We start from the raw sequence: 25,357 nt of genomic DNA, 5'->3' as shown, positions 1-25,357 counted from the left end.
GTTATTTAGTATATTCTATAACTATACTCACACCACAGCTTCTCCAAGGATATGTTCCTGCGATTTCAATGTTTGTTGGCGTAACAGATGCAATACCAGCCCGATGGTTTCCCTCGATATGTGGCAGTGTTTGCTTCGTTCCGGAATTTTCTATAGTACCGCCAAGCACAATCTCACCAGATATGTTCACAATATCAAACTTTGCGGTCAGCCCGATAATACCATGCTCTAACTTGCCTCTATTTTCGCCGCCCAATAAGTCAACTGTACCCTGGACTACCTTACGATAGATTGGACGGCCATCAATCCATTTGAAACCAGTATCAACTTCATCTCTCGAATACTTTTTGAGCGTCGCTAAATTGATCTTGTCGGATGTAATAATGGGGTGGTATAATATGGTCATAAACTAAATAAAGTGTGATCTCATAGAAACGGAAGCACTCGTAATCACGAAAGGCTTCCGTTTTTTATATGCAGAAATCAGACATCGAGCAGACCGAGCGTTTAGCCCGTTTAGAGACATTTAACGAAAAGGTTGTCGAACCGTCCCTTGCGCAAATCTTAAATAAGCTTGATGGACTAGTCAGCAGGACTGAGTTTAACGAGCGCAAGAAATATGTGGACGATAAACTATCAAGCCTAGAAAAATCTATTAATAACATCAATGATCGTAATAAAAAACTCGATGGCAATATATTTATTAAATCAATCATTGCCGGAGAAAAAAAGCTCGTAGGGCTCATCGTCAAATACACCGGGCTAACTGTTCTTATCGGTACGGTGGCGTTTTTTGTTATAACCCAATTTATTAACTCAATACAGCAAGCCAAACCAGAGATGCGCGAAGTAATAAAAGAAGTAAAGGAGGTGTCAAAGTAATTATGTGGAAACAGGAAAAGCCTTTTAATCCTGACCCCGTCGTCTATCAGGGAGGTAGTGTCCTCATGGACTGGTACGGCTACTGTCTAGCCGTCGTACAGCACATGTTTGGTGCGGGTTGGGCTGGGAGCACTGCGGCTGATGCATGGAATAGAGCAGAGGGTAAGCATACGGATAGAAATTTACCAGCAGGTGTGGCAGTGCCAATATACTTTGATCACTGGGGTGATTACGGGTATGGTTATCAGAACTATGGACACATTGCTGTATATAAAGATGGCCTGTTCTATAGCTCGCCATTATCTCACAAACCTACAGCAGATGTATTTGGTTCTATAGAAGAAATAGAGCGGAAATACCGCGCTCAATATATTGGTTGGGCAGAGAGTGTCGGGCCTCATCGTGTGCTGAGCTATGTAATAGATAAGGCATCTAGGACGACTTCAGTGACGGCTAACGCCCGCGAAGAAGCTAACACTTCTAGCGGTATATTCCAGCAGGTCGATGCTGGTGCAACAGTTGCTATGAAGGGCTATGTCACAAATGGCGAATCAGTTGATGGAAATACCGTGTGGTTTGTAACGGCTAATAGTGGTAAATACATGACAGCTGAAGCTTTTAGTGACAAAGGAACGCACGATCTACTAGATCTGACGCCGCAGATACAGTTACTGGCCACAGAGCGTCAGGCCGTATCTCAGGGTGTGCGGGCCAGAAAAGCACCAAATACATCAAGTGACGTAGCACAGGTAATCGATGGTGGTAGCGTTGTTGATATGAAAGGCTGGACACACGGTGAAAGCATTGAGGGTAACGACATCTGGTTTGTTTCAAAACTGAACGAATTATTCCTTTGGAGTGGCGCTTTTACTGATGTAGGTACACATGACCTACCAGAAATCAAGCAAGAAGCACCTGCCCCATCCCCTACCGACTACAGCAAGATCATTCTTGACGTGTCAAACTGGCAGAGCGATGATGTCGTAAATGTGTTCAGTCGATTTGCCGGTGTGATTGTAAAGGCAGGCCATGTTGGGCCAAGCAATGGCGGTGACGCTAACAAACACCAACCAAAGATGGTGCAATTTGCTAAAGCCGCTGGAGATAAGCTACTAGGACTGTATTGGCTGCCATATTTCAGCGAAGGTGGTGTAGCGGCTGAGGCAGCACGGTTTATTGAAGCCCAAAGACAGGTGAACGCACCATTGCTGTTCGTTGACCTAGAGCCAGAATTTGAGGGCACACCTGAAGATCTAAAGACATTCCGCAATCTAGTACTGCAGGGAACTGGCAAGCAGGTGCTGACATATGGCGGCAACACGATTGTCCAAAAGTTGGGACTAGATCATGTTGACTGGTACCCAAACTACGGCACTGAAAACAACTATGCGCACGGCGCACTAATCCATCAGTTCACCGATAATGGCAAAATTGATGGCTATGGTGGTAACCTAGATTTCTCTACAGCCAAAGTATCAATTGACGAGCTCAAGACATTGGGTAGAATAACCACACCAACACCACCAGAAGAGCCAGAATCGCCAAAACCAAGTGAACCGGATACAAAGCCATCTGAGCCAGAGAAGCCACAGGAAACGCCGGAGATAAAGCCTGAGCAGCCACAAAAGCCAGAGGGCGACAAGCCAACAGGATTTTGGCGATGGCTGTCGGGGCTAGTGGTGGAATTAGCAAAACTGATCTTAGGGATTTTCAAGAAAAAATAAGGAGGAAATATGAACAAACTAAGCTATAACGCACTAGAAGAATTGCACAGCGAACTGAATCGCGGCACGCCAGGCGATGAAGTTTCTCTTAATATCGGCGGTAAAGAGGTGCTGAGAGTCAATTTTCAAACTGGCGGTACAGCTACCACAGAACGCAACGGTGTATTTATAGAGGACTTGCTTATTGTGGCTTACGCAAAACTAGCGGGCTACAACCGAGAATTGCCTTGCCGCGAAAACAGTGTAGCTCTCACAAAAATTGAGGAAGCTATCATGTGGCTGGCTAACCGTAAGGCTGAGCGTGAAGCTCGCGGTGTGTACGGCACTGAGGAAAAATAATAGGAGGAAATATGAAATCACTAGAAGCATTAAAGAATATTAACTACAAAGACGTTGCCGCGCGGGCACTATGGACGTTTTTTCAGACGTTCATCGCAACGTTCTTACTAGCTGGCATCAATCTCGTAAACCTGCTGTTCTCGGCAAGTTGGCACGAGCTATGGGCGCTGACACTAGCGACGACGCTATCTGCGATTGCTGCCGGGCTGTCGGCCGCCAAGACGATAATTATTGAGTTAGTGCGTCAGATGCAGCAAGCCGTTGAGTAGTTCGGTATTTCCGAACAACTGAAAACCGCCTCGATAAGCTCCGGGGCGGTTTTTGAACTGGAAAGGATTTCTTTATAGTTGAGATAGTAAAGACTGCCTACAAACTGAATTGTTCGGTATTTCCGAACAGTTGACTTAATGCAAATATTTTGCTAAAGTAGACGTATCAATGTCATATTGCTGGCCTCTACCGAACTTTATTTCGGTTGGGGCCATTTTATTTTGACCCAAAATCACGAAAAATAGGAAAATCTTGTCAAGCCCCTAAGCACTAATGGGTCTTGCAGAATTTCCTCAAACACATAACGCCCTGTCTAGCAATGGTGCTAGTTAGATTTGGGCTTAAATTTGGAGGGTTAACAGAGGTGAAGACGCATCAATTGCAATCCCAATCTCAATGTAAAAGATTTCCTGAAAGAAATCCCAATCTCAATACCAATTACAATTGTTTAGTTATATCGGGCAAAAAACAGCCAATGGACAAGTGGCAAAAGACACGTCGAGCAGAGTCAATCGCGTATCAGCTTTGTGACAAGTTCAACAATCATGACTATTTTTCGTTCTATTGTAAGGTAGCATTGAAATTGCCGGAATATAGAGTTTGGCAACTGGTAGAAGAGGCTCAACGCGGACAGCAGCCAGCACGTTTATTCTCGTTCTTGTGTAAGAAGGTGGGTGTATGACAGAGGCAAATGTCAGAAAATTACGCAATAAGTTAATGGACAGGATTAGCCGAGCCAAGGCTGATAGACAACAGCAGAGATTGCTTGTAAAGAATGACGGTAACTTATGTGAACACGAATGGAAAACATATAAGCAGATCATTCGAATTGATCACTCAGTTGAGGTATTAAAGAATCAGCCTCGAAACTATAGTGGTCCCATGGCGCCATATTTCGTCGTTAGAGCTTGTCCTAAATGTAAAACGAAGCACTATCTTGATATGCTCTCTGACTAATTCACCTATGTATCTGAACGGGGGTAAATGTAGAAATATCTGCCCTCGTTTTTGCTTGTATAAGCATGAGCACTATGACAAAATAATGCTAAGAGCGCTCATAATTTCTACGTAGACAAAACAAGTATTCACTACTACGGAGGTTCGGAGTTTTATGAACACAATAATGGCTACCGAAAAGGCAGCTTTATTTTTTACTGATGTCGTAAGATCTTGCGAGGAAGACCAGACGGCTACAATATCAAAACTAGCAGAGCGCTATATCTATCACTGTAAGTATGTTGAAAATATGTCAGAAAATACACTACCGACTAAACAAACACACTTAAAGCAGTTTGTAGAGTTTTGTCGGAGTAACGGTAAACAGTATGCTGAGGATCTCACTCTACATTGGATCGATTTCTATTTTTATGAATTTGCAAAGACCCATGCTGCATCAACTACTAATTCTGCTAAACGGATATTGAAATCATTTTTTCGCTATATTACCGATAGAGTAGGAGTAAAAAGTGTTAACCCAGACAGTATTAAATCGCGCAAAAATACTAAACCCCGCCCTCGATATATCGAGCATGAAGTCATTCTCCACGTTATCAAAAGCACAGAGGATCCTCACGCGAAGATGCTGATTGACCTTATGTACGAAACAGGACTTCGCATAGCAGAGGCTTGCCGGCTAACTTATCATGATATTGATGATCTAAGGGTGTATGTGCTTGGCAAAGGTGGCAAGGAGCGCACTGTCTATCTAACGCCAGAAGCCCGATCCCGTCTTGATACCTATATCGAGGAGTGGGGGCGTCATACAGGCACATTATTTCGCACTAACCCAAAGACTGCTCGTGTATGGCTGCAGCGTGCATTTAAGCGCTACGCTGGTAAGCACATAACGCCGCACCAGTTGCGCCACAGCTATGCTACGCGCCTACTACTCAATGGCTGCGACATCTCCTCGATTCAAAAGTTGCTAGGTCATGCAGACGTATCTACCACTATGGTTTATCTGCAGTTAAAAGACGATGCTGTCGAACGGCAGTACTATCGGGCCAGAAAAAACGCTCATGCTATTGACATATGAGTTTCAGTTTGCTATAATCGGGGGCAGATGGGAATAAGGGGATGCGCCCACCCAGGTATTTTTACACCAATAACTAAATGGCTATCTACCGACTAAAAGGTACAGTAGCCAGAAATTGTGCCATCGGAACGGAATTGTTGTGGTGGACAATCGTAGTTATGGGGGTGCGCACCTCACCCGGTTCCTACGATTGAAATAAGTTTCTGGTAAAATGTCCTGATAGTTGTCAGGACGTTTTTTGATGTATAGAAAAACCCGCTGGAAGTAGATAGCCAGCGGGTTTTTCTGTTTGAAGAGGTTAGCAATATGACATTGATGGCCTCTTGTAGACAGAATAACTACACTGGTCACAAAGATGACGACAATCTTCCGGCTCATATAGCGAGAACAGGAGCGACGGAGAAGGGTATCGGGAATCAATGTGAATACACCAGCAACGTTCTTTTACAATCTGGACTTATCAGCAAAGCACAATCTTGTTAAGTGTCACTCTGGTGGGTATGTATTGTCTGGGCCTCTTTAGATATTGGTTATTTTGTGGAATATACGGACACTGCACGCCTACCAGTGTGACACCTAACACAATAAAAGAAAAAGGAGAAAAACAATGAAATACAAAAATATAAATTGGAAACAAGCCTTTGAAAAAGCTAAGTCAATCCTACTGATTATCCTTATTACTGCAGGTATAGCATTCTATGCCGGCATACAATACCAGACAAACAAGTCGGCAGAGATTGACGGAAAGATCAAGCAAGCGACTTCACAGTCAAAACAGTAGCTCGGAAACGTGCAGCTATTTCCGAGAATAAGCAAATTGCTGCAAAGCCAGCTCATAATGTCGAACCAACCGTACTGCGACCAAAATCAGCTGTAGTATCGGGCTGCGAATTGGTTCGACAAGAACTGGTTAAGTATCCAGGCTGGGATGTCCGCCTGATGATGGCTATCGCCAGAGCTGAGAATAGAAGCTGTGACCCACTAAATCATAACCTAACTAATACCGAAAACCACAAGGTATGTGTCGGTAGTTATGGTGTATTACAGGTCGGTTGTGTACATTTTCGGTCCGGTGAGAATAGAAACGATACAGCGACGGTCGTAAGGGTTGCATATCGTGTCTGGCGGTCTCAAGGATATCACGCCTGGACTACCTATTCAGCGGGGAAATATAAGGAGTTTCTGTAATGAATGACGAAACGAGTTTACTAGACAGCTTTAAGTTGGAGTATGAGCAAATAGAGGAGGAGTCTCTGGTGAGGCGAATCCGCAACTGGCGTGCTCGTATGAAGCGGCGTGAACAGAAGAAGGAGAGAAAGCGTGTACATAAAAGCAACACATCATAAATTTGACATAAATGATGTACGGTCCGTTGCGTCTTGTCCTGATTGTCAGTCAAAACACCTAATGTTTTCTCGCGGAAGGCTTACCTGTCGTAACTGCGGCGTTGAGATTGGTAGAGTTGGGAAGACGAACAAATACGGCGCTAAACGTACTGAAATGAATGGTAAGATATACGATTCAAAGTTTGAGGCACAAATAGCCGCCGAACTAGAGGTTGAGAAAAAGCTAGGCCAGATAAAAGATTACGATACTCAATATCGAATTGAAGGCTGGGTATATGACGAAAATGGCAATAAAGCATTTCCATATCGCCATAAGGTAGACTTTAGAATCCATAACTTGGACGGATCGTTTACTCTACGAGAAGCCAAAGGTATAGAAACTGACGACTATAAGTGGCGACGGAAGATACTAGAAAATGTCTGGCTACCGGCTCATCCAGACTATACGTACGAGGTGGTATTTCAAAGAGGCAATAAGCGAAATCGCAAGAAAGGGGGTGTATGACATCCGTACAAAAAGAAAGGTTAATCTTTACATTAGAAAACCTGTATGATCACATGGGCACCACACTGGATATACTTGTCGCCCACAAAGAGGAAGTACCAGAGGTCGATCAATGGATAAACGACTTAGAGTCTGACATGGGTATTATTACAGAATGGACTGACTTTCTTCGCGAATACGATAGCAACTAATAATCTGGTGCCCTTTTCTATGCCACTTCCTACCCTGTGGCATAGAAGGATGTAAAGTGAGTGGTCAAATGGCTAGATATTATTCTAGCAGCAGCCAGAGTTGTCCCCAGGAGGTAGACAATGAAACTAATTGTAACAGTTGATCATAAAGATAGTGAAATCTCACGGTATATTGATCTGGGCGTCGCAAAAGAGAACATCATGACAGAAGTCTGGAAAGGTATCCAAAAACAACTAGAAGAAAAAGGTTATAAGATAATCTCTCTTTCAGTAGAGGAGTATAAGGATAAATAGTGATGGAAACACTAGATACACCAGATTTTGAACAAAGACATTATAGGCGTGAAATCGAAGCCCTGAAACAGCTTGATGACGAAACCCTAGAGAGCATGAAGCAAGACGCTCTAGAGAACTACACAGCACTAAAAAAGCTCATTCTCACCATTTCACGTATTCAGGATGAGCGGGAAGCACAGGAGGCTTTGTTTTGAAACGGTATAGACTCATAAAAGACCTGCCCACATTCAAAGCTGGAGACATGTTTTATATGTCTAAATACGGTGATTTGATCTATGACAGTGGCGATGTCGGCATTACAGCTTACGCCCGACAGGCCCTTGAGAAATTCCCAAATATTCTCAAAGAGTGGTTTGAGGAAATCCAAGAGCCGACAGACAGTATTCACTGGAAGCCTGAAGTGGGTGAGGGATATTGGTCTTACTACTCAGATGGAGAAATCAGATATCTTGTTTGGTCCATGTCCCCCTGGGATATCGCACTGTATAAAATGGGTATGGTCTATCGCACCTCAGGAGAATGCAAAAAAGCTAGAGACCGCAAACTAGCCGAAGCCAGACTACGTCGAACCTCAACATTTAAGCCAGACTTCAAAAATGATAATGGCGGCTGGGTTGTTTATTATGACCCTAGAGAGAAGAGGCTCGAGGTACAGGAAGTCTATCGCCTTGAATATGGAGAAATTGTACGCTACGAAACCGAGGAAGACGCTGAAAAATCTATTGAAGAAAACGAACAAGATTGGTTAATTTATTTTGGAATAAAGGAGAGAGAATAATGTCAGTAACAAGATTTAAGGTAGGCGATAAAGTTAGAGTTCGCAAGGGGCTTGTCGCAAATAAATATTATGATGATGTGCGTTGTGCTAATTCCATGGCGAGGATGGGTAAAAAAAGTACTCACGATTGATTGTGTAGAAAGCGACTACTACAGGGTTGAGGAGAATATTTTTTGCTGGTCAGACGAAATGCTAGGGCCTGCTGAGAAGACGCTAGACAATCTGTGCGCTGGGGACGATATTTCTAAAGGCTTTGGCGTCAGAAAGGTCCTAGCGGCAGTAGATGACTGCTATCTATTGAGCCCTGCAAATAAATACACCGTCGCCAGCAATTGGTATACGGCCGCCGAGCTGAAAGAGATGGGTTATCAGGTGCTATCGCCAGGTCATTCAATAACCCCCATCGAAATAAATGGCAAAAAGTACGACAGATCTGAGGTTGAAAAAGCAATTAAAGACCTAGAGCCGATTGAATAACCAATGACCTACCATATGTCAATAAACTGGGTAAAATTAAACCAATCGGGTATAAATCGTACCCAGTAGAACATTAACAACTCAACCGCATAACTGGACAGATGATGGCAATGACACGCCACTAGCGGTCGGAGACCCCGAACTACGAGAACAGATGTGTCGAAAACGTAGATAGACACATTTGGGAGCGCGGTGGCGACTCCTTGCTATCGTCTGTTCAACTGGTAGCATCAGTGTCTAGGCTTTTCATTTGCCTATAGAATTGAGTGCAGGTGGAAATCGGCTCAATCTGGTGCTACTAACTGGTGGCATCAATGTATTGTAGTACAGTGAAATAACGTTTTGTATTGTACTCCAATACACTGCGCTTGGTGCTATCAACTGGCTATATAAGTGGCTCGAAAGCCTGAAACTAAGCCTAGTGTTGCAGCTCGCGAAGTTCCGCAACTAGAGCTAGAAAAGTAACTGCCGACTTTGCAACTTGAGCAGTGAAAGATGTGACTATACGAGTAAAAATCCCCTCTGACTAGTAAGAATATGAATGCCTAGCACGTTCTGAAGGTTATGGAGCTAACGCGAGACGAGAACTCCTCGGCAAATCATCACCTTATATAGCACGCTAACAATCACCCATCAGCTGCTAAACGCGCCGAAGCTCAGGCGCTTTTGAACGTGGTCGGTGATGATCAGCGTATCAATGGTAATTTCTTAACCGGTGAGCGACATGGACTATTTGGAATGCAGACAGGGAGCAGAGATCGAATGGATATAGTGCTTCGTCTGTTAATCGCTCGGTCAACCCGTGGTGGCAGAACTCGTATAACAGCTGGAGACAAGCTCGCCGAGGAGGCGGCTCTGATCCAGGTGGTAACCAGAACCTCAACCTCGGCTACTATGGCGGAGGTGGTGGAGGCGGCTACTACGGTGGAGGCAACCGTGCCAGTGCTGCTCAGCTAGCAGAATACGATCAAGGTATTGGTCAGCTAGAGCATGGGCTAGGTCGTATAGATAGTCAACTAGGTGTACGCCTCGGTAATATTAGCGGTCAGTATAATACCAAGAAAAACGAACTTCGCAGCTCATGGAACCGTGCAGAAGGACAGTTCAACGACCAGACACGCCAAAACCAGCAGCAACGCCGCACCAACATTAATAATATTAACGACCGCTCGGCTGTAGGACTCCGCGGGTTGCTTCGTTCACTCGGTAGCATGGGTGCTGTTGGCTCAGATATGCAATTAGCCGGTCGTGCAGTGCAGAATCAGGCTAATCAGCAGCGTTCCGGTGCGGGTCAGACCTATGCGCAAAACCAACGACAAATCGATACAACATGGGGTCAGTTTAAGAACGACTACGCAGATGAGGATAAGAAACTTAATGACTGGAAAGCGAATGAAGACAGTGCAGCACGTCAGGCGTCTCAGACTACCCGCCAGAACCTCTTGACACAGCTCGCTCAATTACGTAGTCAAAAAGCTGCCGCACAAGGCGCGAATGGTGCTAATGCAGCTCGTGCTGATCTGGCTCGTGCAAATGCTCTGTCGGGTGAAATTGACAGTCTTGGTCGTCAGCAAAATACCTACACCGGTAACAAGGTTCAGTACAACGCAAAAGACCTCGACAGCTACAAGGTAACGGGTGATACATCGGTCGGTGTATCCAATCCAGCAGCACCGGGTAGTGACCCAACACTCAACATCTACAACACTCGCCTCAATCAAGAGGAAGAGCGTAAACGTCAAAACCAATACCTGTAAGTAAGTGAGGAGGGGATTAGAGAATGGACTTTTTTCAGAGATTAGGTAACTTTTTCACCGGCAAAGGCTGGGTTAATGATGATGAGAAGCGGCGCAGAGAGCAGCAAGTTCAGCCGCAACCTCAGCAATCACAGCCGCAGCAGGTACAGCAACCACAGCTGAATGGCCAGCCGCGGTTCAATACACCGTGGGCTAACAGCGGTAGTGGCAGTTTGGGACAGTTATCACAACCGGCTCAACCAAAAGTTAATCTCAAATCCTCTCCAACAAGTCAATCAGGCAACGCAGCAATTAAACATTAATAGCCAGAATAACCAGTCTAGGCCGCAGGTAACTGTAAATGATGCTCCAAAAATGCTTACTCCCGAGGGTCAGCAAGATTGGGCCAACAAGCAGAATAAGCAGATCCAGATACAAAACGCGGTTAACAGCCAATCCAGCAGCCAAAGCCACAACCAACTCAACAACCGCAACCTCAGCTACCCAAGCCAGCTCTGGTGCAGCCTCAAGCAACAAAGCCACAACCAGTAATTAATCCCAATATAGCCAGCATGCAGAACGGCTTGTCGCGAATGGGAATCGACACCAACCCTGTTCATACCGCCATCCAGCGTGCTAACGAGGAGGTGAATCAGTATAAAACTGATCAGACTCGTCGCCAAGACATCATAGACAACAAAATGCGCGCACGTGGTGTCAGTGAACCAGAAATCCTCAGTAATCGTCAAGAGCGTATTCGATTAGAGAATGAGGCTAATGCGGCCTGATCAAGCACGACGGTCGCGCAACATGGCGGATATCGTGGGTATGGCGACCGCACCAGCCCGCTCGGTTACTAGCTTTGCAAAAGTGCAGTAGATGGTGCAGGCCGTACCGTCGGTGATACTGGCGATAAATTAGCTTTGGCAATCTCTGATGCTATGTATGGTATTACTGGAGACGAAAAATATAATAAAGCACGTCAAAATATTGTTGAGCAAGGTAAGCAGCGCAATGCACAGTACGATAAACAGTTTGGTGTACTTAAGAAAAATAATGCTGATGTTGATGTGGCGTATGAGTTGGGCCAGAGCGGCCAGAGGCTGGTACAAGATCTCGGTACAGGGTAGCGACGGCTGGTGTAGTTCCAGTTGTGCGGCAGTTTGCGGAAAATGCCGCAGACTTTGTAACTGACGCTAACGCTCATGGCAAAAACACTCGCGACGTACTAGGCGCGGCTTACGCCAATGCGGCAGTGCAGGCTGCTATTGAAAAAGTAGGACTAGATAAGGTACTGACACCCGGTGGTAAAACCGTTGCTCGGCGGATGGTCAAAAGTGCCCTAGCGGAGGGTGGTGAAGAAGCAGCTCAGCAACTAACGGAAAATGCATTCGCTAAGCATACCTATGACCCTAGTCGTAATATTCAGAAGGGGTTATTAAAAGCGCCCTTATGGGTGCAGCGCTTGGTGGTCCAGCTGGTGCGGGTAACTTTGGCGGCGTACGACAGACAGGTAATCATCCATCAGCGACAATGAGCGCACAGATTGCTCAGAGCCAGCAAACACAGCAACAAACTCCTGGCAAGCTTGAGCAAGAAGCACTAGCGCAGCGCCAAGTTCGACAGGTTCAAAATCAGGATACTGGATACTCATCATTCTATCGGCGTCCATCAGATAACAGGTCATTGCGTCAAGCGGCAGAAGTCAGTGCAGTCAATACACAAACCAGTCAAGCCCACCCAATTCAATCGATCAATGTCAACCGGACAGTAGAAACTACTATGCCAAATGCGAGCCCTGCCCTCAAGCAGGCCGTTAGTCGAAACATATCCGACATCCAGCACGGCGATACCAACGCTATTGCTACTCGCCAGCAAACCACTGGTAAGCTAGAAAACTACCTTATCGAGCAGGCTACTCAGAACGTACAGAATACGGTGGCGCAGGATGTGCGATATAAGCTAAGCCCAGCACAAGAGGAATACTTTAAGAATTCTAAAATCCGAGACGAAAACGGTAATCTTAAGACTGTATACCATGGTACAAATAGTGAGTTCGACCAATTTAGTCCATTAGCCGGCTCATCAAGTAGCACGCGGAATAGGTGGGGCGAGGGTAACTATTTAGCATACGACAAAGATATGGCTAACGACTACGGAGTCAATCTAAAAGAAATGTATGCGAACATCACCTCCCCAATAACTAACAACCAAAAAACTGTCTCATTTGAACAGTATGACGCCCTATATCGACGAATAAATAACGGCGAGCCAGCATATCGTGAAGATTATGATGTGTACGATAACGATATGGACTTGTTGTGGGATATTACTGACAATGGGCAATGGAAAAAATATGCTCAAGATATCAAAGACACTACTGGCAAAGATGGTGTGATTATGGATGATATGGCAATTACTTTTAGCCCAAGCCAAACCAAATACATCGACAACCTCAATCCGACAGACGGTCCAGATATGCGGTATAAGCTAATAGTACAGCTAATAGTACAGCACGTACAGAACTAGAAGAACTCCAGCAATCCAGTGAACTCCTAGCACGCCATCTGCGACTAACAGGTGATGAGCGTCTTGTATTCAATGAATGGCAAAATGAAATGCAGAGGAAAGCCTTGGGTTACTATAATCCAGAAACTGATACTATCAACCTAAATAAGCTTTCTGAGGATACTCTGAACCATGAATTGGGCCATAAAATCCTAGAGCGCGCAGATAATAAACAGGAGCTTCTAGACACTATCCGTGAATCTTACGGTGATGACTATCTCATTAGTAAATACGGCAAGGAATATGGAGATAGTGACATTAACCTGCTAGCCGAGGAGCAGCTAGCTGATGGCTTTAGTGAATATTACAACGGTAAATTACATGGCGAAGATGCACCACGCCTTGCAGCTCGCTTACATATTCCGCAGCGCATTGTTGCTATCTACGACCGCATCACCGAAGCCATAAGAGGACTTATTGGTAAGCAGGATATCATCAAGCAGTTTTACGCCCAAATGGAAACAGGAAAGTTCAGAAACACCAAACAGCAAGTACCTGGCGGCGATGGGCGAGTGAGGACGATGAGTCTTGATTCAAATAAAGCACTCGAAACTATTAAAAAATTTGATGATGTATTGCGTGGAATACGCAGAATCACCAAGCTTGACGTTATTAGCAATGAGACCGCAGCTAAAATACAGCAGGCTACTGGAATTGATGTGCGTGGTGGTGCTTCCATCGAACTAACAAACAAAAACGCGATACATATTCATAATCGTCATGTTGTAAACCCTGATGATTCACTGCCGCTCAGCGACTATGACATAGCTGCCCTTCCAGAGATAATAAAAGACCCAGATACAATCACTAAAGAAAAGGTAGTTCGTGGTGCACAAAGAATAAAATTTGAGCGCGAGATGGAGGGGAATAAAAAAGCTATTGTCGAGGTAATTAAAAAAGGCAACGCACTGAACGTGGTTACCTACTTTAATGATTCGTCATCTGGCCGACCAAATACTGATAATACAGTCAGTGGTTATACGTCCGAAACGGGGCAATTACAGTCCACGAATCTTAACGATAGTGTAGCAAACAATACCCAAAATGTCAATACGGATAATCGTTACCAGCATCCTCTTCAAGAAACCATTAACGACATCCAAGATAATCCAAAGCCAAAGATGACCAAGGAGTTGCGCCAAGCCATTGATGCACGAATAGCTGAAACTAATCCAGAGTTATTTATGGATCAAGAAACTAACATCATGGGTGGTGACACAAATTGGAATATACCACGCATCCATGTTGATGATCTAAGACACTATCTAGGAAACCTGGCAGAAGACATACCAGCTGCCTACAGGCGTCGTACAGGTAAGCGAGATATTGATACTGTTGCTCAGGAAATGGGCTATGACAATATTGATAGATTTGTTCAAGAACTACAGCGTGCTGCTGAATCACGCCGTCGAGTCCGTGAAAATAAGCAAATGATTGATGAATTACGAAAAGACCCAGAAATTGTTGCCTTAGCTCAGCAGGATGTCGAAAAAGCATCTCAAGAGCGTATGCGTGCGGATAAAGAAACAAAAGACAGTGCGTGGAGCGAAATTAGAGATATTTTGGATTACCGTAAAGCGGCTCTGTCCGACGGCAATACGCAGGATGTGGCAGATGCGGATATGCAGATCAGTACTATTGCGCAAGGAGCGGGCATTAAGAAAACAGAGCTGCAACAGTTCATCAAAGAATATAATGCCACTGTTCATCGAGAAAACCTAGAAGCATCCTATGATGTGACAGAGGATACACCAGCACCTGAGTCTACCCAGACAAGACAGTATGGCAGCAAGATAAGTTTGGCAGGCTAGATAAGGGCAATATTATTACTCGCGTAATCTCTATGACCAAACAAAGGTTGGTGTCGATGATATCACAGACAGCCGGTGCGGGATGGTGATTGGGAATATCGACAGCATAAGCGTCGCATCTTTGACAAGAAACCAAGCGATGGAATACACTTCAGCAGTTTGAGCGGCGATTTGTTGGCGAGGGGTAGTGATGGTGAATGGAAGCATACTCAAGGGCCGCCTATACGTGGTACAACGATAAAACCATAGACAGTCTATTCAAGATGAAAATCCAAAGAGCAGTCCAGGAGGCGCGTCGTGAGGCACGGTGCAAGACTTTATCGCGTCGCGACAACCACGCTACGGAAAGAGCGGTAGAGTCGTTGGTGAGGAAATTGTTACCAGCCCAATCAAAAACCCAGAGAATGTTGCTGTGGATGGTGGTTTGGTGCGTGATCGCAAGACGGGCGAAGTGCTCGGAAATCACGTGGAGGTTACACCATTTGGTGCCGTCTATCAAGTTGGGGGTAAAATGGCAGTGTTAGAGGAGGATACTTTTAGAACTCTTAAGAATAAATCTGGTGTATTTGACACATTTGCACGAGCCAGTATTAAGAAGCTGGCGAAAACGCGGAGCAATACCTCAACTTAGTTGATGAAGCGCGCACGGCTAACGCAAATGCAAAACAGGAGATTGTTAAAGTGAGGCAAGAGGCGGAGGGTGCCGCGCTGAGGCTATGCAGTATAAACCACGCAAAATGTCTACAAATGGCTTTTTCAGGGCAGCTGGAGAATACATTGAAGACAAGGTGCCGATGAGTGACGACATTGATGGCAAGGTGGTAACGTTCAAAACGAAAGATGAGGCCTTTAGACATTGGTATGGTGAAACTACTCTCGATGGAGTCCGGCAATATGATAAAACCATGCGCAGCCTATATGACAGGCTCATCAATGCAGCCAATGCAGTTCGACGTAACTGGGTCAGCCAGAGATAGAGTACGCAAGGATTATATGGCACACATTTGGGAAGATGGCGGTCTACTTGAGCAGTTAATGAACGATACTGTTATCAGTACATTTGGCATTCATGGAGACTTTGCCGCAAATGGCCGAGGTACAATACCGGCTTGGATCGTTGGCCGTTCAGACATGACAAAGCCGATGAAACGGTTTAATAAGCATGAGCTAGCGCGAAAGGGCGCAGAGGGCTATGTTCTCGATCCACGAGTTGCAATCGCAAAGGCGTCGGAGGCAATGATACTCAACACCCACCTGGAACCAGTTATCGCCAAGGGACGGTCTATGCAGTCAGCGATAAGTGCTCTAGACACTGCGGATAGAGAAATGATGGGTGCGGAAAAAGAGTTTTCGCGCTATGTTAGCGAGGATTTGGAGAATATGGGCATACCAGCTATTAAGAATGTAGGGTCAAGCCAGAAGCAGGCTCTGGGTGACTTCGTCAATGCTTTGGCTGGTAAGTCGAGTGCAATTGATCGTCCATTTCTGGATAGGATACCGAAAACGATGAGGGTCATCCGGTCTTAGAAGCCCTGAATGGTGCCAACAAAATCATGGGTAATATATCATCTACTATGGCGCAGGCACTAAACCTGCCAGATACCGTTCGTGATAATGGTCTCAAAAATACCGGCTGGGCAATAACCCATCTTCGCAATCAAGAAGTGCGCCGCATGTGGCAGAAATCACCATTCCTTACAGAGCGCTATACCGAAACTGGTGGTAAGTTTGACAGGAACTGGTGGCAGAAAACGCAAAGCATTGTATCAAAGGCGACATTGCTTGATACCGTTGAGAAGACGTTTGTTCGTATTAACTGGACGGCTAACTATAGTCGCCTTAAATCACAAGGACTAACAGGTCGGGATCTAATCACGCAAACCGATCGAGCTACAGCACGCGCGGTTGGCGATAGGTCTCTTGGTGGTATGCCAGAAGTCCATAAGTCAGCTATTGGTAAGATGTTCTTACAGTTTACCTATGAGACGAGCGAGAACTGGAAGAATAACATGGAACACTTCAGGGCTATGGCAGTAGCTTAAAGCATAAACAATTTAAGCAATTTGGCGGTTACGGTGTACGTATGGCTGAAGCATTTGCTGTGGCAATGGCTATGAACTACCTGTGGAAGTCGATTACTGGAAGTGAGCCGCTCATGGATATATATGGTGCAATCCAAGACGCGATCGCGAATGCCAATAAAGATGATGAAGATAAAACCAAAAAGCAGCCTATATTGTACGGTGCAACAGTGATAGGGTCTCAGATTGCCAAGGCGGCTCCGGGAGGGTCGGCTATGATTAATACTATTCCAAAGAGCACTCGAGAAGACTGGTTTGGCAAAGATAGTGATTTTGGTCGTTTTGAAGGTGCAACTGGTGTTGTACAAACGGCGGTAAACACTATTGACTCAGCACAGAAAGCAGCGACTGGAAATTGGAATGGTGCTACAAAGAGCGTATTGGGTGTCGTGCCAATGGGTAATCAAATACGCAAAACGACGTCTGGCGTCGGTACGATGCTTGATGGTGTGTCAAAGACAGATTCTGGCCAAGTCGTGGCGCCGGTCAATAACGATACTGCAGATTGGTGGAAATGGGCCAGGGCAGCCATGTTTGGTAAGAATGCCATTGATGAGGTACAGCAGTCGTACGCCAACAAGACCTCTCCATTGTCAGATAAACAAGCCGAAGTATACAACCAATTACGTAAGGGTGCCGGCATGGAAATAGCCAATAACTTCATTCAAGATGTCAACAAACAGCGCGAAGCCGAGAAGCGGCTGAGGCTATCGGCAAAAAAGCGTCAGCCTCAGGATCTGGTGAAAGTGCTGCCGCTTTTGCTAAAGCCCAAGCTGAAGAGAACATCAAGATGAATAGTGGTGAATGGAAAACGCAGAACGGCTTGATCGTCAACAAGAAGGGTGAAGTTCAAAGGGAACACTACAAGAAACTTGCCGAGGGCCAGGGTAATAGCAACGAGGCTTATTCTAATTGGATGAAGGCCTACAATATTGATGGTGCCTCGACTGTCAAAAAAGAATTCAACTCATCAAACGATATCCTTAACAAACTAGAGAACGGTGAGAAGAAAGCCAATAAAGCAAAGAGTGCGGTGGACATCTTTATGGGTAAGCATAAAGACCTACCAGATTGGGCAAAGGAGCGCTACTATAAGGAGTCTGGCTACAGTAAGGATCAGATCGAGTACGGAGCAATGACCACCCACAAGGAGGTCAGTCTAATGGATAACTACTGGCGTCAGAAGGCACAAGAATCATCCCACGAGGAGCTGATGCAAGCACTCACTAACGGACGGCGCAAGAGTATCATTGGGCAAATGTTTGCCAAGAATGGCGTTATCAACAAACTGCGTGCTGAGGGGTATATCACTAAGTGGGAAGCACGAGCACTCAATGCTGCTCAGTTTGACGTAGATGGTAACAGAATTACCAAAGAGGGCTCGGGTGGCGGAAATGGCTGGGGCCGCGGTAGGGGTAGTCGAGGAGGGCGTGGCGGCCAGTCCGCCAACTCTGGTGTCGCCTCTATAGGAATAAAAGCTGCAGCGAACATGTCGTCATCCGCAGCGAAAGCAAATCAAACTTCGGTCAGCGGTATGAGTATTAACCAGATTGGCCAAAACCTGATCAGTAAAATGAATACCCAGAAGCAGGTGAATGCTGCTCTAAAGCAATGGAACGGTGCAAGCAGAAGCAAAAAGCCAAAAGTCCACACGGGTAAAGCATAATTATGATAAATTATGCTATAATAGTAACCAAGAAAACAGCGTGACCTAAAAAACACGGAGCGTCTGGCAACAATAAGCCGGCTCCGTGTTTTTAATTTAGGGAAACGCCATGAACACTACACAGCTTGTATCAGCAGTCATGCTAAAAGCTACTGGTAAAGTACGAAATCTACCAGAAACCGACAAGAAGTATCAGAAAATACTTGGTATTGCTAATATGTATATTCCTGTATGGCAAAGTGAGCCAAATGTTGATTGGCAATCCTTATACGATCCAGCATACACGATCGATACTTTATCGACAGATCAAGCATACGCTATTGATATGACCAAGGTGGCAAAAGTAAGCGACGTACTAGGCGATACTATCAAGGTTAAAAAAGATGGGCGGGAGCGCGACTATACTACGGTCCCACCAGAGCAAGCAGGGATGTACAAGGGGCAAAACTGCTGCACCATTGCCGGCAACAAGCTAATATTCATTGATCCTATTAGGAGTGATGACCATATGATAGGCGGTCAGATAACAATACCTGTTTATCTTCATGCACCTTTACTCACCAACCAAAGCAGTATAGTGCCTGTAGACAATCCAATGTGGCTTGTGACCATGTGTGCTGCTGAATACGCGCGTAACGACATTCTTTTACAAAATCAATACAGCAACCTCGTCGAAGAGGCCAATCAGTTAATGCAAAAAATGATTGAGAATAATGCTGCTCAAGTAAGTTGTCGACCGCTACATATTATCCCGGGGGTGTCTGATATATGCTAAAGCCTGCCAAAAATATGAAAGCGCCAAAGATACAACGATTGGCGGTTCAGGACTGGCAGAATGGTGTGGTAACAGCCTTTGATGATGGGCGGTCCCCATTGAGAGGCTTACGAGCAACTGAGAACATGATACTTGATCAGGACTCAGTTATCACAACAAGGTGCGGTACAGCAAAGTATGGGCCGCAGCCACTAGGCAAAATACTAGGGGAGCTAGCTGAATTTCGTAGTACAACCAAAAATGGATCAATCAACTGGTTAGCTTGTTTACAACGAATCAAGGATAAGACAAAGCTATGTATTGCTAAGGGCGAAGATCCTGCATGGCAAGTAATTGAAGGCAAGGAATACCATGAATCAGCACGTGGACATTTCAAGCAAATACGCAATAACCTCCTAGTCATGAATGGTGAAGACACTCTAAGCTACCTAGACATCCCTACGATGAAGATCGTAGCATTTCAGAAAATAGCAGACCCAGCAAAGCCGACGCTAGATAAGAACGTAGGGCTAACTGGTACGGGGTTTAAGGTATTCTATGCGGTCACTTTTAACTCTACTGTCGGCGAAACAGCGGGGTCACCGCTACTATCTCAGGCAATATCTGCCGATCGTGATATGTGGAATGCTGAAAAGCAGAATTTGTCCATCAAACGACCAGACAGTACGGAGGCAAAGTCGTGGAATATTTACTGTGGTGTCGGTGTAGATGGCGGAGGTGAGCCAACGCTATATCGATTAGCGGCCGCACTGCCGATGGATCAGACGATATTTATTGATAATGGATCTCGTAGCCTAGATATGTCTGTACCGCTACCGAAGGACAATAATACAGCTGGTCCAAAATCGACGCGGGCTGATGTGATTAATGGTCGTATTTGGATGACGGGAGATAGAGACAATCCATTTTATGTCTGGCGTGGTGGTGATTATGGTCATGAACTAGATTTCTCACCAGGATACGGCGGTGGATACACGCCGGTCGGTAGCGGCACAAAGGAGGTCCCATTTGCGGTAAGACCGTACCGGGATGGCAAGGGAGACCCAAAGGTTACTGTGCTGTCTAACGGTACAAACGGTACTGGTAAGCGATTCTATATCACTCCAACAAATATCACCTATGGTGAGGATACAATCACTGTTTGGCAGGTACAGGAGGATACTGGTGCGGATGGTACAGATAGCCCCGATGCTGTAGTTATTTATAACAATGATTTGCTATATCCAAGCCGTGGTGGGTTCAATACAACTGGTACTCTGCCTCAGTTACAGAATGTGCTATCGACGCGACGTATTACCAATACCATTCAAGATGCAATCAGTAATCTTAATAGCAAGGCTATTGAAAAAGCAGTTGGCTTAGCATTTGAGGGTCGAGTGTATTGGGCACTACCTGTTGCAGCTGACTACAACAATCAGATATGGATTTATGACACTGATCGTAAGGGTGCATGGATGAAGCCGTGGAATATCCGTGCTGATTGGATGACGCTGTATAACGACAACTCTGGTATAACTCACTTTCTAATTGTCCAAGAAAATAAAATCGTCGAGCTGTCGAAGGGCGCAAACACTGTTGATGACGGAAAACCATTTAACACCAGCGCACAAAGTGGGCAGCTAAGGTTTGAGGAGACAGGTCGCGACTGGGCGCGAGTTTTGCGTGCAGTGTTCGTCCTGCTTAGACCACAAGGTCGCATCAATCTAACTGCCACAGTTAAGACCGAAGATGGGCTACAGACATTCACAGAAACAAGATTTTTCGGCGCATCATCAAGCCGCACTGGCTGGAGTGAGCCGGGGGTCGGATGGAGCACTATCGGCTGGAGTCAGATAAAGGGTATTCCGGAGACATTTAACTCTGCAAGCGAGGAAGTAGAACTGGAGATAGATGAAGACGCCCACTGGGTGCAGTATGGCTGGAGTTCATCTGATCCAGGAGTGAGTTACTCAATGTCGAGAGTGGTATTTGAGTACGTCAATATTGGCACAAAAGATCTAAGTTAAAGGAGGAACAATCATGGCAAGTGTCAGCGATAAAATTACAAAAACAATGCAAGGTAGCAATCCTAATGTGGCAAGAGTTGTTAGTCCGCGAGCTGCTGGTTCTGATACATTACAGGTAGACAGTCTGTCGGGCTGGAATGAAGACACCGCGACACACTTTATGTCGTATCGAGTTGATTCAGCCGGCAAAGTAGTGGCTGGTAGTCAAAGAGACTGGAAGGGTATTGCCAACAAGGCAACAGGCCAAATTATTAGTCTTTCGCTTCAAGCTGGCGCAGTCGATGACGGTAATCTGGTCGGTGATATTATTCAGGCCGGTCCCACCGCTAGTTGGTCTAACGACTTGGCAAGTGCACTTCTCGAAACGCACAACACCGATGGTACGCTAAAAGACCATATAATAGAGGATAAAAACATCGCAAAGAAATCTATTACTGCTGAAAGTATCAAGGACGGTGGTATTACAGCCGACAAGATCAATTTAGCGACTGCTCAAAGCCTCGGATATTCAATCGCTGCGGCCAATCTTGACAGCACAAACTACTACAATGCTGGTAGCAACCGCTCACGACTCAAAAAGCAAATTATTCAGCGTGGCAATATCACGATCGATGGTGAGAGAAATGAATTTGTTATCGGAGAGAATGTGAAAACGGTTGAGATTACAGGAACGGTCATGGCAGAAGAGCTAAGGACATACCTATACCTGATTGTCCAACACAAAAAGAAGGACCAAGAAGATAAGAAATACAAACAGGTTGTACATGCCCTTGGTGCTCCTCATACAGGCTATGCTGGCGTAACAGTTTATGGAGTTTTGCACGTGGAAGCTGAAGACAGGATATCAGTATTGCATGACTGCACGGGTATGGTGCGTGGACAGTATTCAAATATTACTGTTAAGTCGATTGCTTAGGTTATTTAGTATATTCTATAACTATACTCACACCACAGCTTCTCCAAGGATATGTTCCTGCGATTTCAATGTTTGTTGGCGTAACAGATGCAATACCAGCCCGATGGTTTCCCTCGATATGTGGCAGTGTTTGCTTCGTTCCGGAATTTTCTATAGTACCGCCAAGCACAATCTCACCAGATATGTTCACAATATCAAACTTTGCGGTCAGCCCGATAATACCATGCTCTAACTTGCCTCTATTTTCGCCGCCCAATAAGTCAACTGTACCCTGGACTACCTTACGATAGATTGGACGGCCATCAATCCATTTGAAACCAGTATCAACTTCATCTCTCGAATACTTTTTGAGCGTCGCTAAATTGATCTTGTCGGATGTAATAATGGGGTGGTATAATATGGTCATAAACTAAATAAAGTGTGATCTCATAGAAACGGAAGCACTCGTAATCACGAAAGGCTTCCGTTTTTTATATGCAGAAATCAGACATCGAGCAGACCGAGCGTTTAGCCCGTTTAGAGACATTTAACGAAAAGGTTGTCGAACCGTCCCTTGCGCAAATCTTAAATAAGCTTGATGGACTAGTCAGCAGGACTGAGTTTAACGAGCGCAAGAAATATGTGGACGATAAACTATCAAGCCTAGAAAAATCTATTAATAACATCAATGATCGTAATAAAAAACTCGATGGCAATATATTTATTAAATCAATCATTGCCGGAGAAAAAAAGCTCGTAGGGCTCATCGTCAAATACACCGGGCTAACTGTTCTTATCGGTACGGTGGCGTTTTTTGTTATAACCCAATTTATTAACTCAATACAGCAAGCCAAACCAGAGATGCGCGAAGTAATAAAAGAAGTAAAGGAGGTGTCAAAGTAATTATGTGGAAACAGGAAAAGCCTTTTAATCCTGACCCCGTCGTCTATCAGGGAGGTAGTGTCCTCATGGACTGGTACGGCTACTGTCTAGCCGTCGTACAGCACATGTTTGGTGCGGGTTGGGCTGGGAGCACTGCGGCTGATGCATGGAATAGAGCAGAGGGTAAGCATACGGATAGAAATTTACCAGCAGGTGTGGCAGTGCCAATATACTTTGATCACTGGGGTGATTACGGGTATGGTTATCAGAACTATGGACACATTGCTGTATATAAAGATGGCCTGTTCTATAGCTCGCCATTATCTCACAAACCTACAGCAGATGTATTTGGTTCTATAGAAGAAATAGAGCGGAAATACCGCGCTCAATATATTGGTTGGGCAGAGAGTGTCGGGCCTCATCGTGTGCTGAGCTATGTAATAGATAAGGCATCTAGGACGACTTCAGTGACGGCTAACGCCCGCGAAGAAGCTAACACTTCTAGCGGTATATTCCAGCAGGTCGATGCTGGTGCAACAGTTGCTATGAAGGGCTATGTCACAAATGGCGAATCAGTTGATGGAAATACCGTGTGGTTTGTAACGGCTAATAGTGGTAAATACATGACAGCTGAAGCTTTTAGTGACAAAGGAACGCACGATCTACTAGATCTGACGCCGCAGATACAGTTACTGGCCACAGAGCGTCAGGCCGTATCTCAGGGTGTGCGGGCCAGAAAAGCACCAAATACATCAAGTGACGTAGCACAGGTAATCGATGGTGGTAGCGTTGTTGATATGAAAGGCTGGACACACGGTGAAAGCATTGAGGGTAACGACATCTGGTTTGTTTCAAAACTGAACGAATTATTCCTTTGGAGTGGCGCTTTTACTGATGTAGGTACACATGACCTACCAGAAATCAAGCAAGAAGCACCTGCCCCATCCCCTACCGACTACAGCAAGATCATTCTTGACGTGTCAAACTGGCAGAGCGATGATGTCGTAAATGTGTTCAGTCGATTTGCCGGTGTGATTGTAAAGGCAGGCCATGTTGGGCCAAGCAATGGCGGTGACGCTAACAAACACCAACCAAAGATGGTGCAATTTGCTAAAGCCGCTGGAGATAAGCTACTAGGACTGTATTGGCTGCCATATTTCAGCGAAGGTGGTGTAGCGGCTGAGGCAGCACGGTTTATTGAAGCCCAAAGACAGGTGAACGCACCATTGCTGTTCGTTGACCTAGAGCCAGAATTTGAGGGCACACCTGAAGATCTAAAGACATTCCGCAATCTAGTACTGCAGGGAACTGGCAAGCAGGTGCTGACATATGGCGGCAACACGATTGTCCAAAAGTTGGGACTAGATCATGTTGACTGGTACCCAAACTACGGCACTGAAAACAACTATGCGCACGGCGCACTAATCCATCAGTTCACCGATAATGGCAAAATTGATGGCTATGGTGGTAACCTAGATTTCTCTACAGCCAAAGTATCAATTGACGAGCTCAAGACATTGGGTAGAATAACCACACCAACACCACCAGAAGAGCCAGAATCGCCAAAACCAAGTGAACCGGATACAAAGCCATCTGAGCCAGAGAAGCCACAGGAAACGCCGGAGATAAAGCCTGAGCAGCCACAAAAGCCAGAGGGCGACAAGCCAACAGGATTTTGGCGATGGCTGTCGGGGCTAGTGGTGGAATTAGCAAAACTGATCTTAGGGATTTTCAAGAAAAAATAAGGAGGAAATATGAACAAACTAAGCTATAACGCACTAGAAGAATTGCACAGCGAACTGAATCGCGGCACGCCAGGCGATGAAGTTTCTCTTAATATCGGCGGTAAAGAGGTGCTGAGAGTCAATTTTCAAACTGGCGGTACAGCTACCACAGAACGCAACGGTGTATTTATAGAGGACTTGCTTATTGTGGCTTACGCAAAACTAGCGGGCTACAACCGAGAATTGCCTTGCCGCGAAAACAGTGTAGCTCTCACAAAAATTGAGGAAGCTATCATGTGGCTGGCTAACCGTAAGGCTGAGCGTGAAGCTCGCGGTGTGTACGGCACTGAGGAAAAATAATAGGAGGAA

Annotated in this window: 35 protein-coding genes; 33 read left to right on the top strand and 2 right to left on the bottom strand. The window is 45.4% G+C overall.

Going from position 1 to position 25,357, the window contains the following annotated elements; genetic code table 11:
• Position 1: 1 nt before the first annotated feature.
• Complete coding sequence (locus GWK74_02825; protein ID QHU90440.1) at positions 2-406, bottom strand: hypothetical protein; 405 nt, start codon at positions 404-406, stop codon at positions 2-4.
• A gap of 68 nt (positions 407-474) precedes the next feature.
• Here GWK74_02825 and GWK74_02820 point away from each other — a divergent pair, with 68 nt between their 5' ends.
• The 30 genes from GWK74_02820 (at position 475) to GWK74_02675 (ending at position 22,403) form a co-directional block, all read left to right on the top strand.
• Entirely contained in the window at positions 475-882 is a 408-nt protein-coding gene (locus GWK74_02820; GenBank protein ID QHU90439.1) for a hypothetical protein, read from the top strand.
• A gap of 2 nt (positions 883-884) precedes the next feature.
• Entirely contained in the window at positions 885-2,606 is a 1,722-nt protein-coding gene (locus GWK74_02815) for a hypothetical protein (GenBank protein QHU90438.1), read from the top strand.
• A gap of 108 nt (positions 2,607-2,714) precedes the next feature.
• Positions 2,715-2,945, top strand: a complete 231-nt coding sequence (locus tag GWK74_02810; protein ID QHU90846.1) for a hypothetical protein — start codon at positions 2,715-2,717, stop codon at positions 2,943-2,945.
• An 11-nt stretch (positions 2,946-2,956) separates the two neighbouring features.
• Entirely contained in the window at positions 2,957-3,214 is a 258-nt protein-coding gene (locus GWK74_02805) for a hypothetical protein (GenBank protein QHU90437.1), read from the top strand.
• Between the two features lie 1,112 nt (positions 3,215-4,326).
• Complete coding sequence (locus GWK74_02800; GenBank protein QHU90436.1) at positions 4,327-5,250, top strand: tyrosine-type recombinase/integrase; 924 nt, start codon at positions 4,327-4,329, stop codon at positions 5,248-5,250.
• Between the two features lie 607 nt (positions 5,251-5,857).
• Entirely contained in the window at positions 5,858-6,031 is a 174-nt protein-coding gene (locus GWK74_02795) for a hypothetical protein (GenBank protein ID QHU90435.1), read from the top strand.
• A gap of 406 nt (positions 6,032-6,437) precedes the next feature.
• Complete coding sequence (locus GWK74_02790; GenBank protein ID QHU90434.1) at positions 6,438-6,596, top strand: hypothetical protein; 159 nt, start codon at positions 6,438-6,440, stop codon at positions 6,594-6,596.
• Between the two features lie 154 nt (positions 6,597-6,750).
• Positions 6,751-7,101, top strand: a complete 351-nt coding sequence (locus tag GWK74_02785) for a DUF1064 domain-containing protein (GenBank protein QHU90433.1) — start codon at positions 6,751-6,753, stop codon at positions 7,099-7,101.
• A complete protein-coding gene (locus GWK74_02780) occupies positions 7,098-7,292 on the top strand; it encodes a hypothetical protein (protein QHU90432.1) in 195 nt (64 codons plus the stop codon). Before GWK74_02785 ends, GWK74_02780 begins: the two co-directional genes overlap by 4 nt.
• Before the next feature lie 120 nt (positions 7,293-7,412).
• A complete protein-coding gene (locus GWK74_02775) occupies positions 7,413-7,586 on the top strand; it encodes a hypothetical protein (protein ID QHU90431.1) in 174 nt (57 codons plus the stop codon).
• Positions 7,587-7,588: 2 nt separating this feature from the next.
• Positions 7,589-7,783 carry a hypothetical protein gene (locus GWK74_02770; protein QHU90430.1) on the top strand — a complete coding sequence of 65 codons (195 nt, stop codon included), beginning with the start codon at positions 7,589-7,591 and terminating at the stop codon, positions 7,781-7,783.
• Positions 7,780-8,367 (top strand): hypothetical protein, encoded by a 588-nt coding sequence (locus tag GWK74_02765; protein QHU90429.1) that lies wholly within the window; start codon positions 7,780-7,782, stop codon positions 8,365-8,367. Before GWK74_02770 ends, GWK74_02765 begins: the two co-directional genes overlap by 4 nt.
• Before the next feature lie 189 nt (positions 8,368-8,556).
• Positions 8,557-8,844, top strand: coding sequence for a hypothetical protein (locus GWK74_02760; GenBank protein ID QHU90428.1), 288 nt, complete (start codon positions 8,557-8,559; stop codon positions 8,842-8,844).
• A gap of 762 nt (positions 8,845-9,606) precedes the next feature.
• Positions 9,607-9,801: a hypothetical protein gene (locus GWK74_02755; protein QHU90427.1), complete on the top strand. Its 195-nt coding sequence runs from the start codon at positions 9,607-9,609 to the stop codon at positions 9,799-9,801.
• Positions 9,802-10,076: 275 nt separating this feature from the next.
• Positions 10,077-10,601, top strand: a complete 525-nt coding sequence (locus tag GWK74_02750; protein QHU90426.1) for a hypothetical protein — start codon at positions 10,077-10,079, stop codon at positions 10,599-10,601.
• 23 nt (positions 10,602-10,624) lie between these two features.
• Entirely contained in the window at positions 10,625-10,903 is a 279-nt protein-coding gene (locus GWK74_02745; protein ID QHU90425.1) for a hypothetical protein, read from the top strand.
• Positions 10,904-11,173: 270 nt separating this feature from the next.
• A complete protein-coding gene (locus tag GWK74_02740; protein QHU90424.1) occupies positions 11,174-11,368 on the top strand; it encodes a hypothetical protein in 195 nt (64 codons plus the stop codon).
• 135 nt (positions 11,369-11,503) lie between these two features.
• Positions 11,504-11,710, top strand: a complete 207-nt coding sequence (locus GWK74_02735; GenBank protein QHU90423.1) for a hypothetical protein — start codon at positions 11,504-11,506, stop codon at positions 11,708-11,710.
• Positions 11,711-11,733: 23 nt separating this feature from the next.
• A complete protein-coding gene (locus tag GWK74_02730; protein ID QHU90422.1) occupies positions 11,734-12,117 on the top strand; it encodes a hypothetical protein in 384 nt (127 codons plus the stop codon).
• Complete coding sequence (locus tag GWK74_02725; protein QHU90421.1) at positions 12,033-13,109, top strand: hypothetical protein; 1,077 nt, start codon at positions 12,033-12,035, stop codon at positions 13,107-13,109. Before GWK74_02730 ends, GWK74_02725 begins: the two co-directional genes overlap by 85 nt.
• An 89-nt stretch (positions 13,110-13,198) precedes the next feature.
• Positions 13,199-14,959, top strand: coding sequence for a hypothetical protein (locus GWK74_02720; protein QHU90420.1), 1,761 nt, complete (start codon positions 13,199-13,201; stop codon positions 14,957-14,959).
• A 307-nt stretch (positions 14,960-15,266) separates the two neighbouring features.
• A complete protein-coding gene (locus GWK74_02715; protein QHU90419.1) occupies positions 15,267-15,590 on the top strand; it encodes a hypothetical protein in 324 nt (107 codons plus the stop codon).
• 85 nt (positions 15,591-15,675) lie between these two features.
• A complete protein-coding gene (locus tag GWK74_02710; GenBank protein ID QHU90418.1) occupies positions 15,676-15,936 on the top strand; it encodes a hypothetical protein in 261 nt (86 codons plus the stop codon).
• A 16-nt stretch (positions 15,937-15,952) separates the two neighbouring features.
• A complete protein-coding gene (locus GWK74_02705) occupies positions 15,953-16,486 on the top strand; it encodes a hypothetical protein (GenBank protein QHU90417.1) in 534 nt (177 codons plus the stop codon).
• 47 nt (positions 16,487-16,533) lie between these two features.
• On the top strand, positions 16,534-17,001 hold the full coding sequence (locus GWK74_02700; protein QHU90416.1) for a hypothetical protein: 468 nt from the start codon (positions 16,534-16,536) through the stop codon (positions 16,999-17,001).
• A 41-nt stretch (positions 17,002-17,042) separates the two neighbouring features.
• The gene (locus tag GWK74_02695; GenBank protein ID QHU90415.1) at positions 17,043-17,834 is read left to right on the top strand and encodes a hypothetical protein; all 792 of its coding nucleotides are present in this window, start codon (positions 17,043-17,045) and stop codon (positions 17,832-17,834) included.
• Positions 17,831-18,706, top strand: coding sequence for a hypothetical protein (locus GWK74_02690; GenBank protein QHU90414.1), 876 nt, complete (start codon positions 17,831-17,833; stop codon positions 18,704-18,706). The genes GWK74_02695 and GWK74_02690 overlap by 4 nt, the downstream gene beginning before the upstream one ends.
• 109 nt (positions 18,707-18,815) lie before the next feature.
• Positions 18,816-19,481 carry a hypothetical protein gene (locus tag GWK74_02685; protein QHU90413.1) on the top strand — a complete coding sequence of 222 codons (666 nt, stop codon included), beginning with the start codon at positions 18,816-18,818 and terminating at the stop codon, positions 19,479-19,481.
• Positions 19,475-21,487, top strand: coding sequence for a hypothetical protein (locus GWK74_02680; GenBank protein ID QHU90412.1), 2,013 nt, complete (start codon positions 19,475-19,477; stop codon positions 21,485-21,487). Before GWK74_02685 ends, GWK74_02680 begins: the two co-directional genes overlap by 7 nt.
• Before the next feature lie 13 nt (positions 21,488-21,500).
• A complete protein-coding gene (locus GWK74_02675; GenBank protein ID QHU90411.1) occupies positions 21,501-22,403 on the top strand; it encodes a hypothetical protein in 903 nt (300 codons plus the stop codon).
• A gap of 1 nt (position 22,404) precedes the next feature.
• On the opposite strand, the gene GWK74_02670 is transcribed toward GWK74_02675, so the two are convergent.
• Entirely contained in the window at positions 22,405-22,809 is a 405-nt protein-coding gene (locus tag GWK74_02670) for a hypothetical protein (GenBank protein ID QHU90410.1), read from the bottom strand.
• 68 nt (positions 22,810-22,877) lie between these two features.
• Here GWK74_02670 and GWK74_02665 point away from each other — a divergent pair, with 68 nt between their 5' ends.
• The 3 genes from GWK74_02665 (at position 22,878) to GWK74_02655 (ending at position 25,348) form a co-directional block, all read left to right on the top strand.
• Positions 22,878-23,285, top strand: coding sequence for a hypothetical protein (locus GWK74_02665; protein QHU90409.1), 408 nt, complete (start codon positions 22,878-22,880; stop codon positions 23,283-23,285).
• Between the two features lie 2 nt (positions 23,286-23,287).
• The gene (locus GWK74_02660; GenBank protein QHU90408.1) at positions 23,288-25,009 is read left to right on the top strand and encodes a hypothetical protein; all 1,722 of its coding nucleotides are present in this window, start codon (positions 23,288-23,290) and stop codon (positions 25,007-25,009) included.
• A gap of 108 nt (positions 25,010-25,117) precedes the next feature.
• Positions 25,118-25,348 (top strand): hypothetical protein, encoded by a 231-nt coding sequence (locus tag GWK74_02655; protein ID QHU90845.1) that lies wholly within the window; start codon positions 25,118-25,120, stop codon positions 25,346-25,348.
• Positions 25,349-25,357 lie beyond the last annotated feature (9 nt).

This window comes from Candidatus Saccharibacteria bacterium oral taxon 488 (assembly GCA_010202115.1).
Taxonomy (GTDB): Bacteria; Patescibacteriota; Saccharimonadia; order Saccharimonadales; family Saccharimonadaceae; genus Nanosynbacter.
This window is presented reverse-complemented; position numbering and strand designations above follow the sequence as displayed.

Excerpts from the sequence above, each read along its gene's own strand:
- GWK74_02750 (QHU90426.1), top strand. The coding sequence starts at position 10,077 with ATGCAATTAGCCGGTCGTGCAGTGCAGAATCAGGCTAATCAGCAGCGT.
- GWK74_02775 (QHU90431.1), top strand. The coding sequence starts at position 7,413 with ATGAAACTAATTGTAACAGTTGATCATAAAGATAGTGAAATCTCACGG.
- GWK74_02740 (QHU90424.1), top strand. The coding sequence starts at position 11,174 with ATGGGAATCGACACCAACCCTGTTCATACCGCCATCCAGCGTGCTAAC.
- GWK74_02760 (QHU90428.1), top strand. The coding sequence starts at position 8,557 with ATGCTAGGGCCTGCTGAGAAGACGCTAGACAATCTGTGCGCTGGGGAC.
- GWK74_02780 (QHU90432.1), top strand. The coding sequence starts at position 7,098 with ATGACATCCGTACAAAAAGAAAGGTTAATCTTTACATTAGAAAACCTG.
- GWK74_02690 (QHU90414.1), top strand. The coding sequence starts at position 17,831 with ATGAATAGTGGTGAATGGAAAACGCAGAACGGCTTGATCGTCAACAAG.
- GWK74_02790 (QHU90434.1), top strand. The coding sequence starts at position 6,438 with ATGAATGACGAAACGAGTTTACTAGACAGCTTTAAGTTGGAGTATGAG.
- GWK74_02720 (QHU90420.1), top strand. The coding sequence starts at position 13,199 with ATGCAGAGGAAAGCCTTGGGTTACTATAATCCAGAAACTGATACTATC.
- GWK74_02710 (QHU90418.1), top strand. The coding sequence starts at position 15,676 with ATGCAGTATAAACCACGCAAAATGTCTACAAATGGCTTTTTCAGGGCA.
- GWK74_02825 (QHU90440.1), bottom strand. The coding sequence starts at position 406 with ATGACCATATTATACCACCCCATTATTACATCCGACAAGATCAATTTA.
- GWK74_02665 (QHU90409.1), top strand. The coding sequence starts at position 22,878 with ATGCAGAAATCAGACATCGAGCAGACCGAGCGTTTAGCCCGTTTAGAG.
- GWK74_02785 (QHU90433.1), top strand. The coding sequence starts at position 6,751 with ATGAATGGTAAGATATACGATTCAAAGTTTGAGGCACAAATAGCCGCC.
- GWK74_02725 (QHU90421.1), top strand. The coding sequence starts at position 12,033 with ATGGGTGCAGCGCTTGGTGGTCCAGCTGGTGCGGGTAACTTTGGCGGC.
- GWK74_02700 (QHU90416.1), top strand. The coding sequence starts at position 16,534 with ATGGCGCAGGCACTAAACCTGCCAGATACCGTTCGTGATAATGGTCTC.
- GWK74_02745 (QHU90425.1), top strand. The coding sequence starts at position 10,625 with ATGGACTTTTTTCAGAGATTAGGTAACTTTTTCACCGGCAAAGGCTGG.
- GWK74_02815 (QHU90438.1), top strand. The coding sequence starts at position 885 with ATGTGGAAACAGGAAAAGCCTTTTAATCCTGACCCCGTCGTCTATCAG.
- GWK74_02795 (QHU90435.1), top strand. The coding sequence starts at position 5,858 with ATGAAATACAAAAATATAAATTGGAAACAAGCCTTTGAAAAAGCTAAG.
- GWK74_02685 (QHU90413.1), top strand. The coding sequence starts at position 18,816 with ATGAACACTACACAGCTTGTATCAGCAGTCATGCTAAAAGCTACTGGT.
- GWK74_02805 (QHU90437.1), top strand. The coding sequence starts at position 2,957 with ATGAAATCACTAGAAGCATTAAAGAATATTAACTACAAAGACGTTGCC.
- GWK74_02670 (QHU90410.1), bottom strand. The coding sequence starts at position 22,809 with ATGACCATATTATACCACCCCATTATTACATCCGACAAGATCAATTTA.
- GWK74_02660 (QHU90408.1), top strand. The coding sequence starts at position 23,288 with ATGTGGAAACAGGAAAAGCCTTTTAATCCTGACCCCGTCGTCTATCAG.
- GWK74_02695 (QHU90415.1), top strand. The coding sequence starts at position 17,043 with ATGGCTGAAGCATTTGCTGTGGCAATGGCTATGAACTACCTGTGGAAG.
- GWK74_02800 (QHU90436.1), top strand. The coding sequence starts at position 4,327 with ATGAACACAATAATGGCTACCGAAAAGGCAGCTTTATTTTTTACTGAT.
- GWK74_02675 (QHU90411.1), top strand. The coding sequence starts at position 21,501 with ATGGCAAGTGTCAGCGATAAAATTACAAAAACAATGCAAGGTAGCAAT.
- GWK74_02770 (QHU90430.1), top strand. The coding sequence starts at position 7,589 with ATGGAAACACTAGATACACCAGATTTTGAACAAAGACATTATAGGCGT.
- GWK74_02705 (QHU90417.1), top strand. The coding sequence starts at position 15,953 with ATGGCACACATTTGGGAAGATGGCGGTCTACTTGAGCAGTTAATGAAC.
- GWK74_02680 (QHU90412.1), top strand. The coding sequence starts at position 19,475 with ATGCTAAAGCCTGCCAAAAATATGAAAGCGCCAAAGATACAACGATTG.
- GWK74_02820 (QHU90439.1), top strand. The coding sequence starts at position 475 with ATGCAGAAATCAGACATCGAGCAGACCGAGCGTTTAGCCCGTTTAGAG.
- GWK74_02755 (QHU90427.1), top strand. The coding sequence starts at position 9,607 with ATGGATATAGTGCTTCGTCTGTTAATCGCTCGGTCAACCCGTGGTGGC.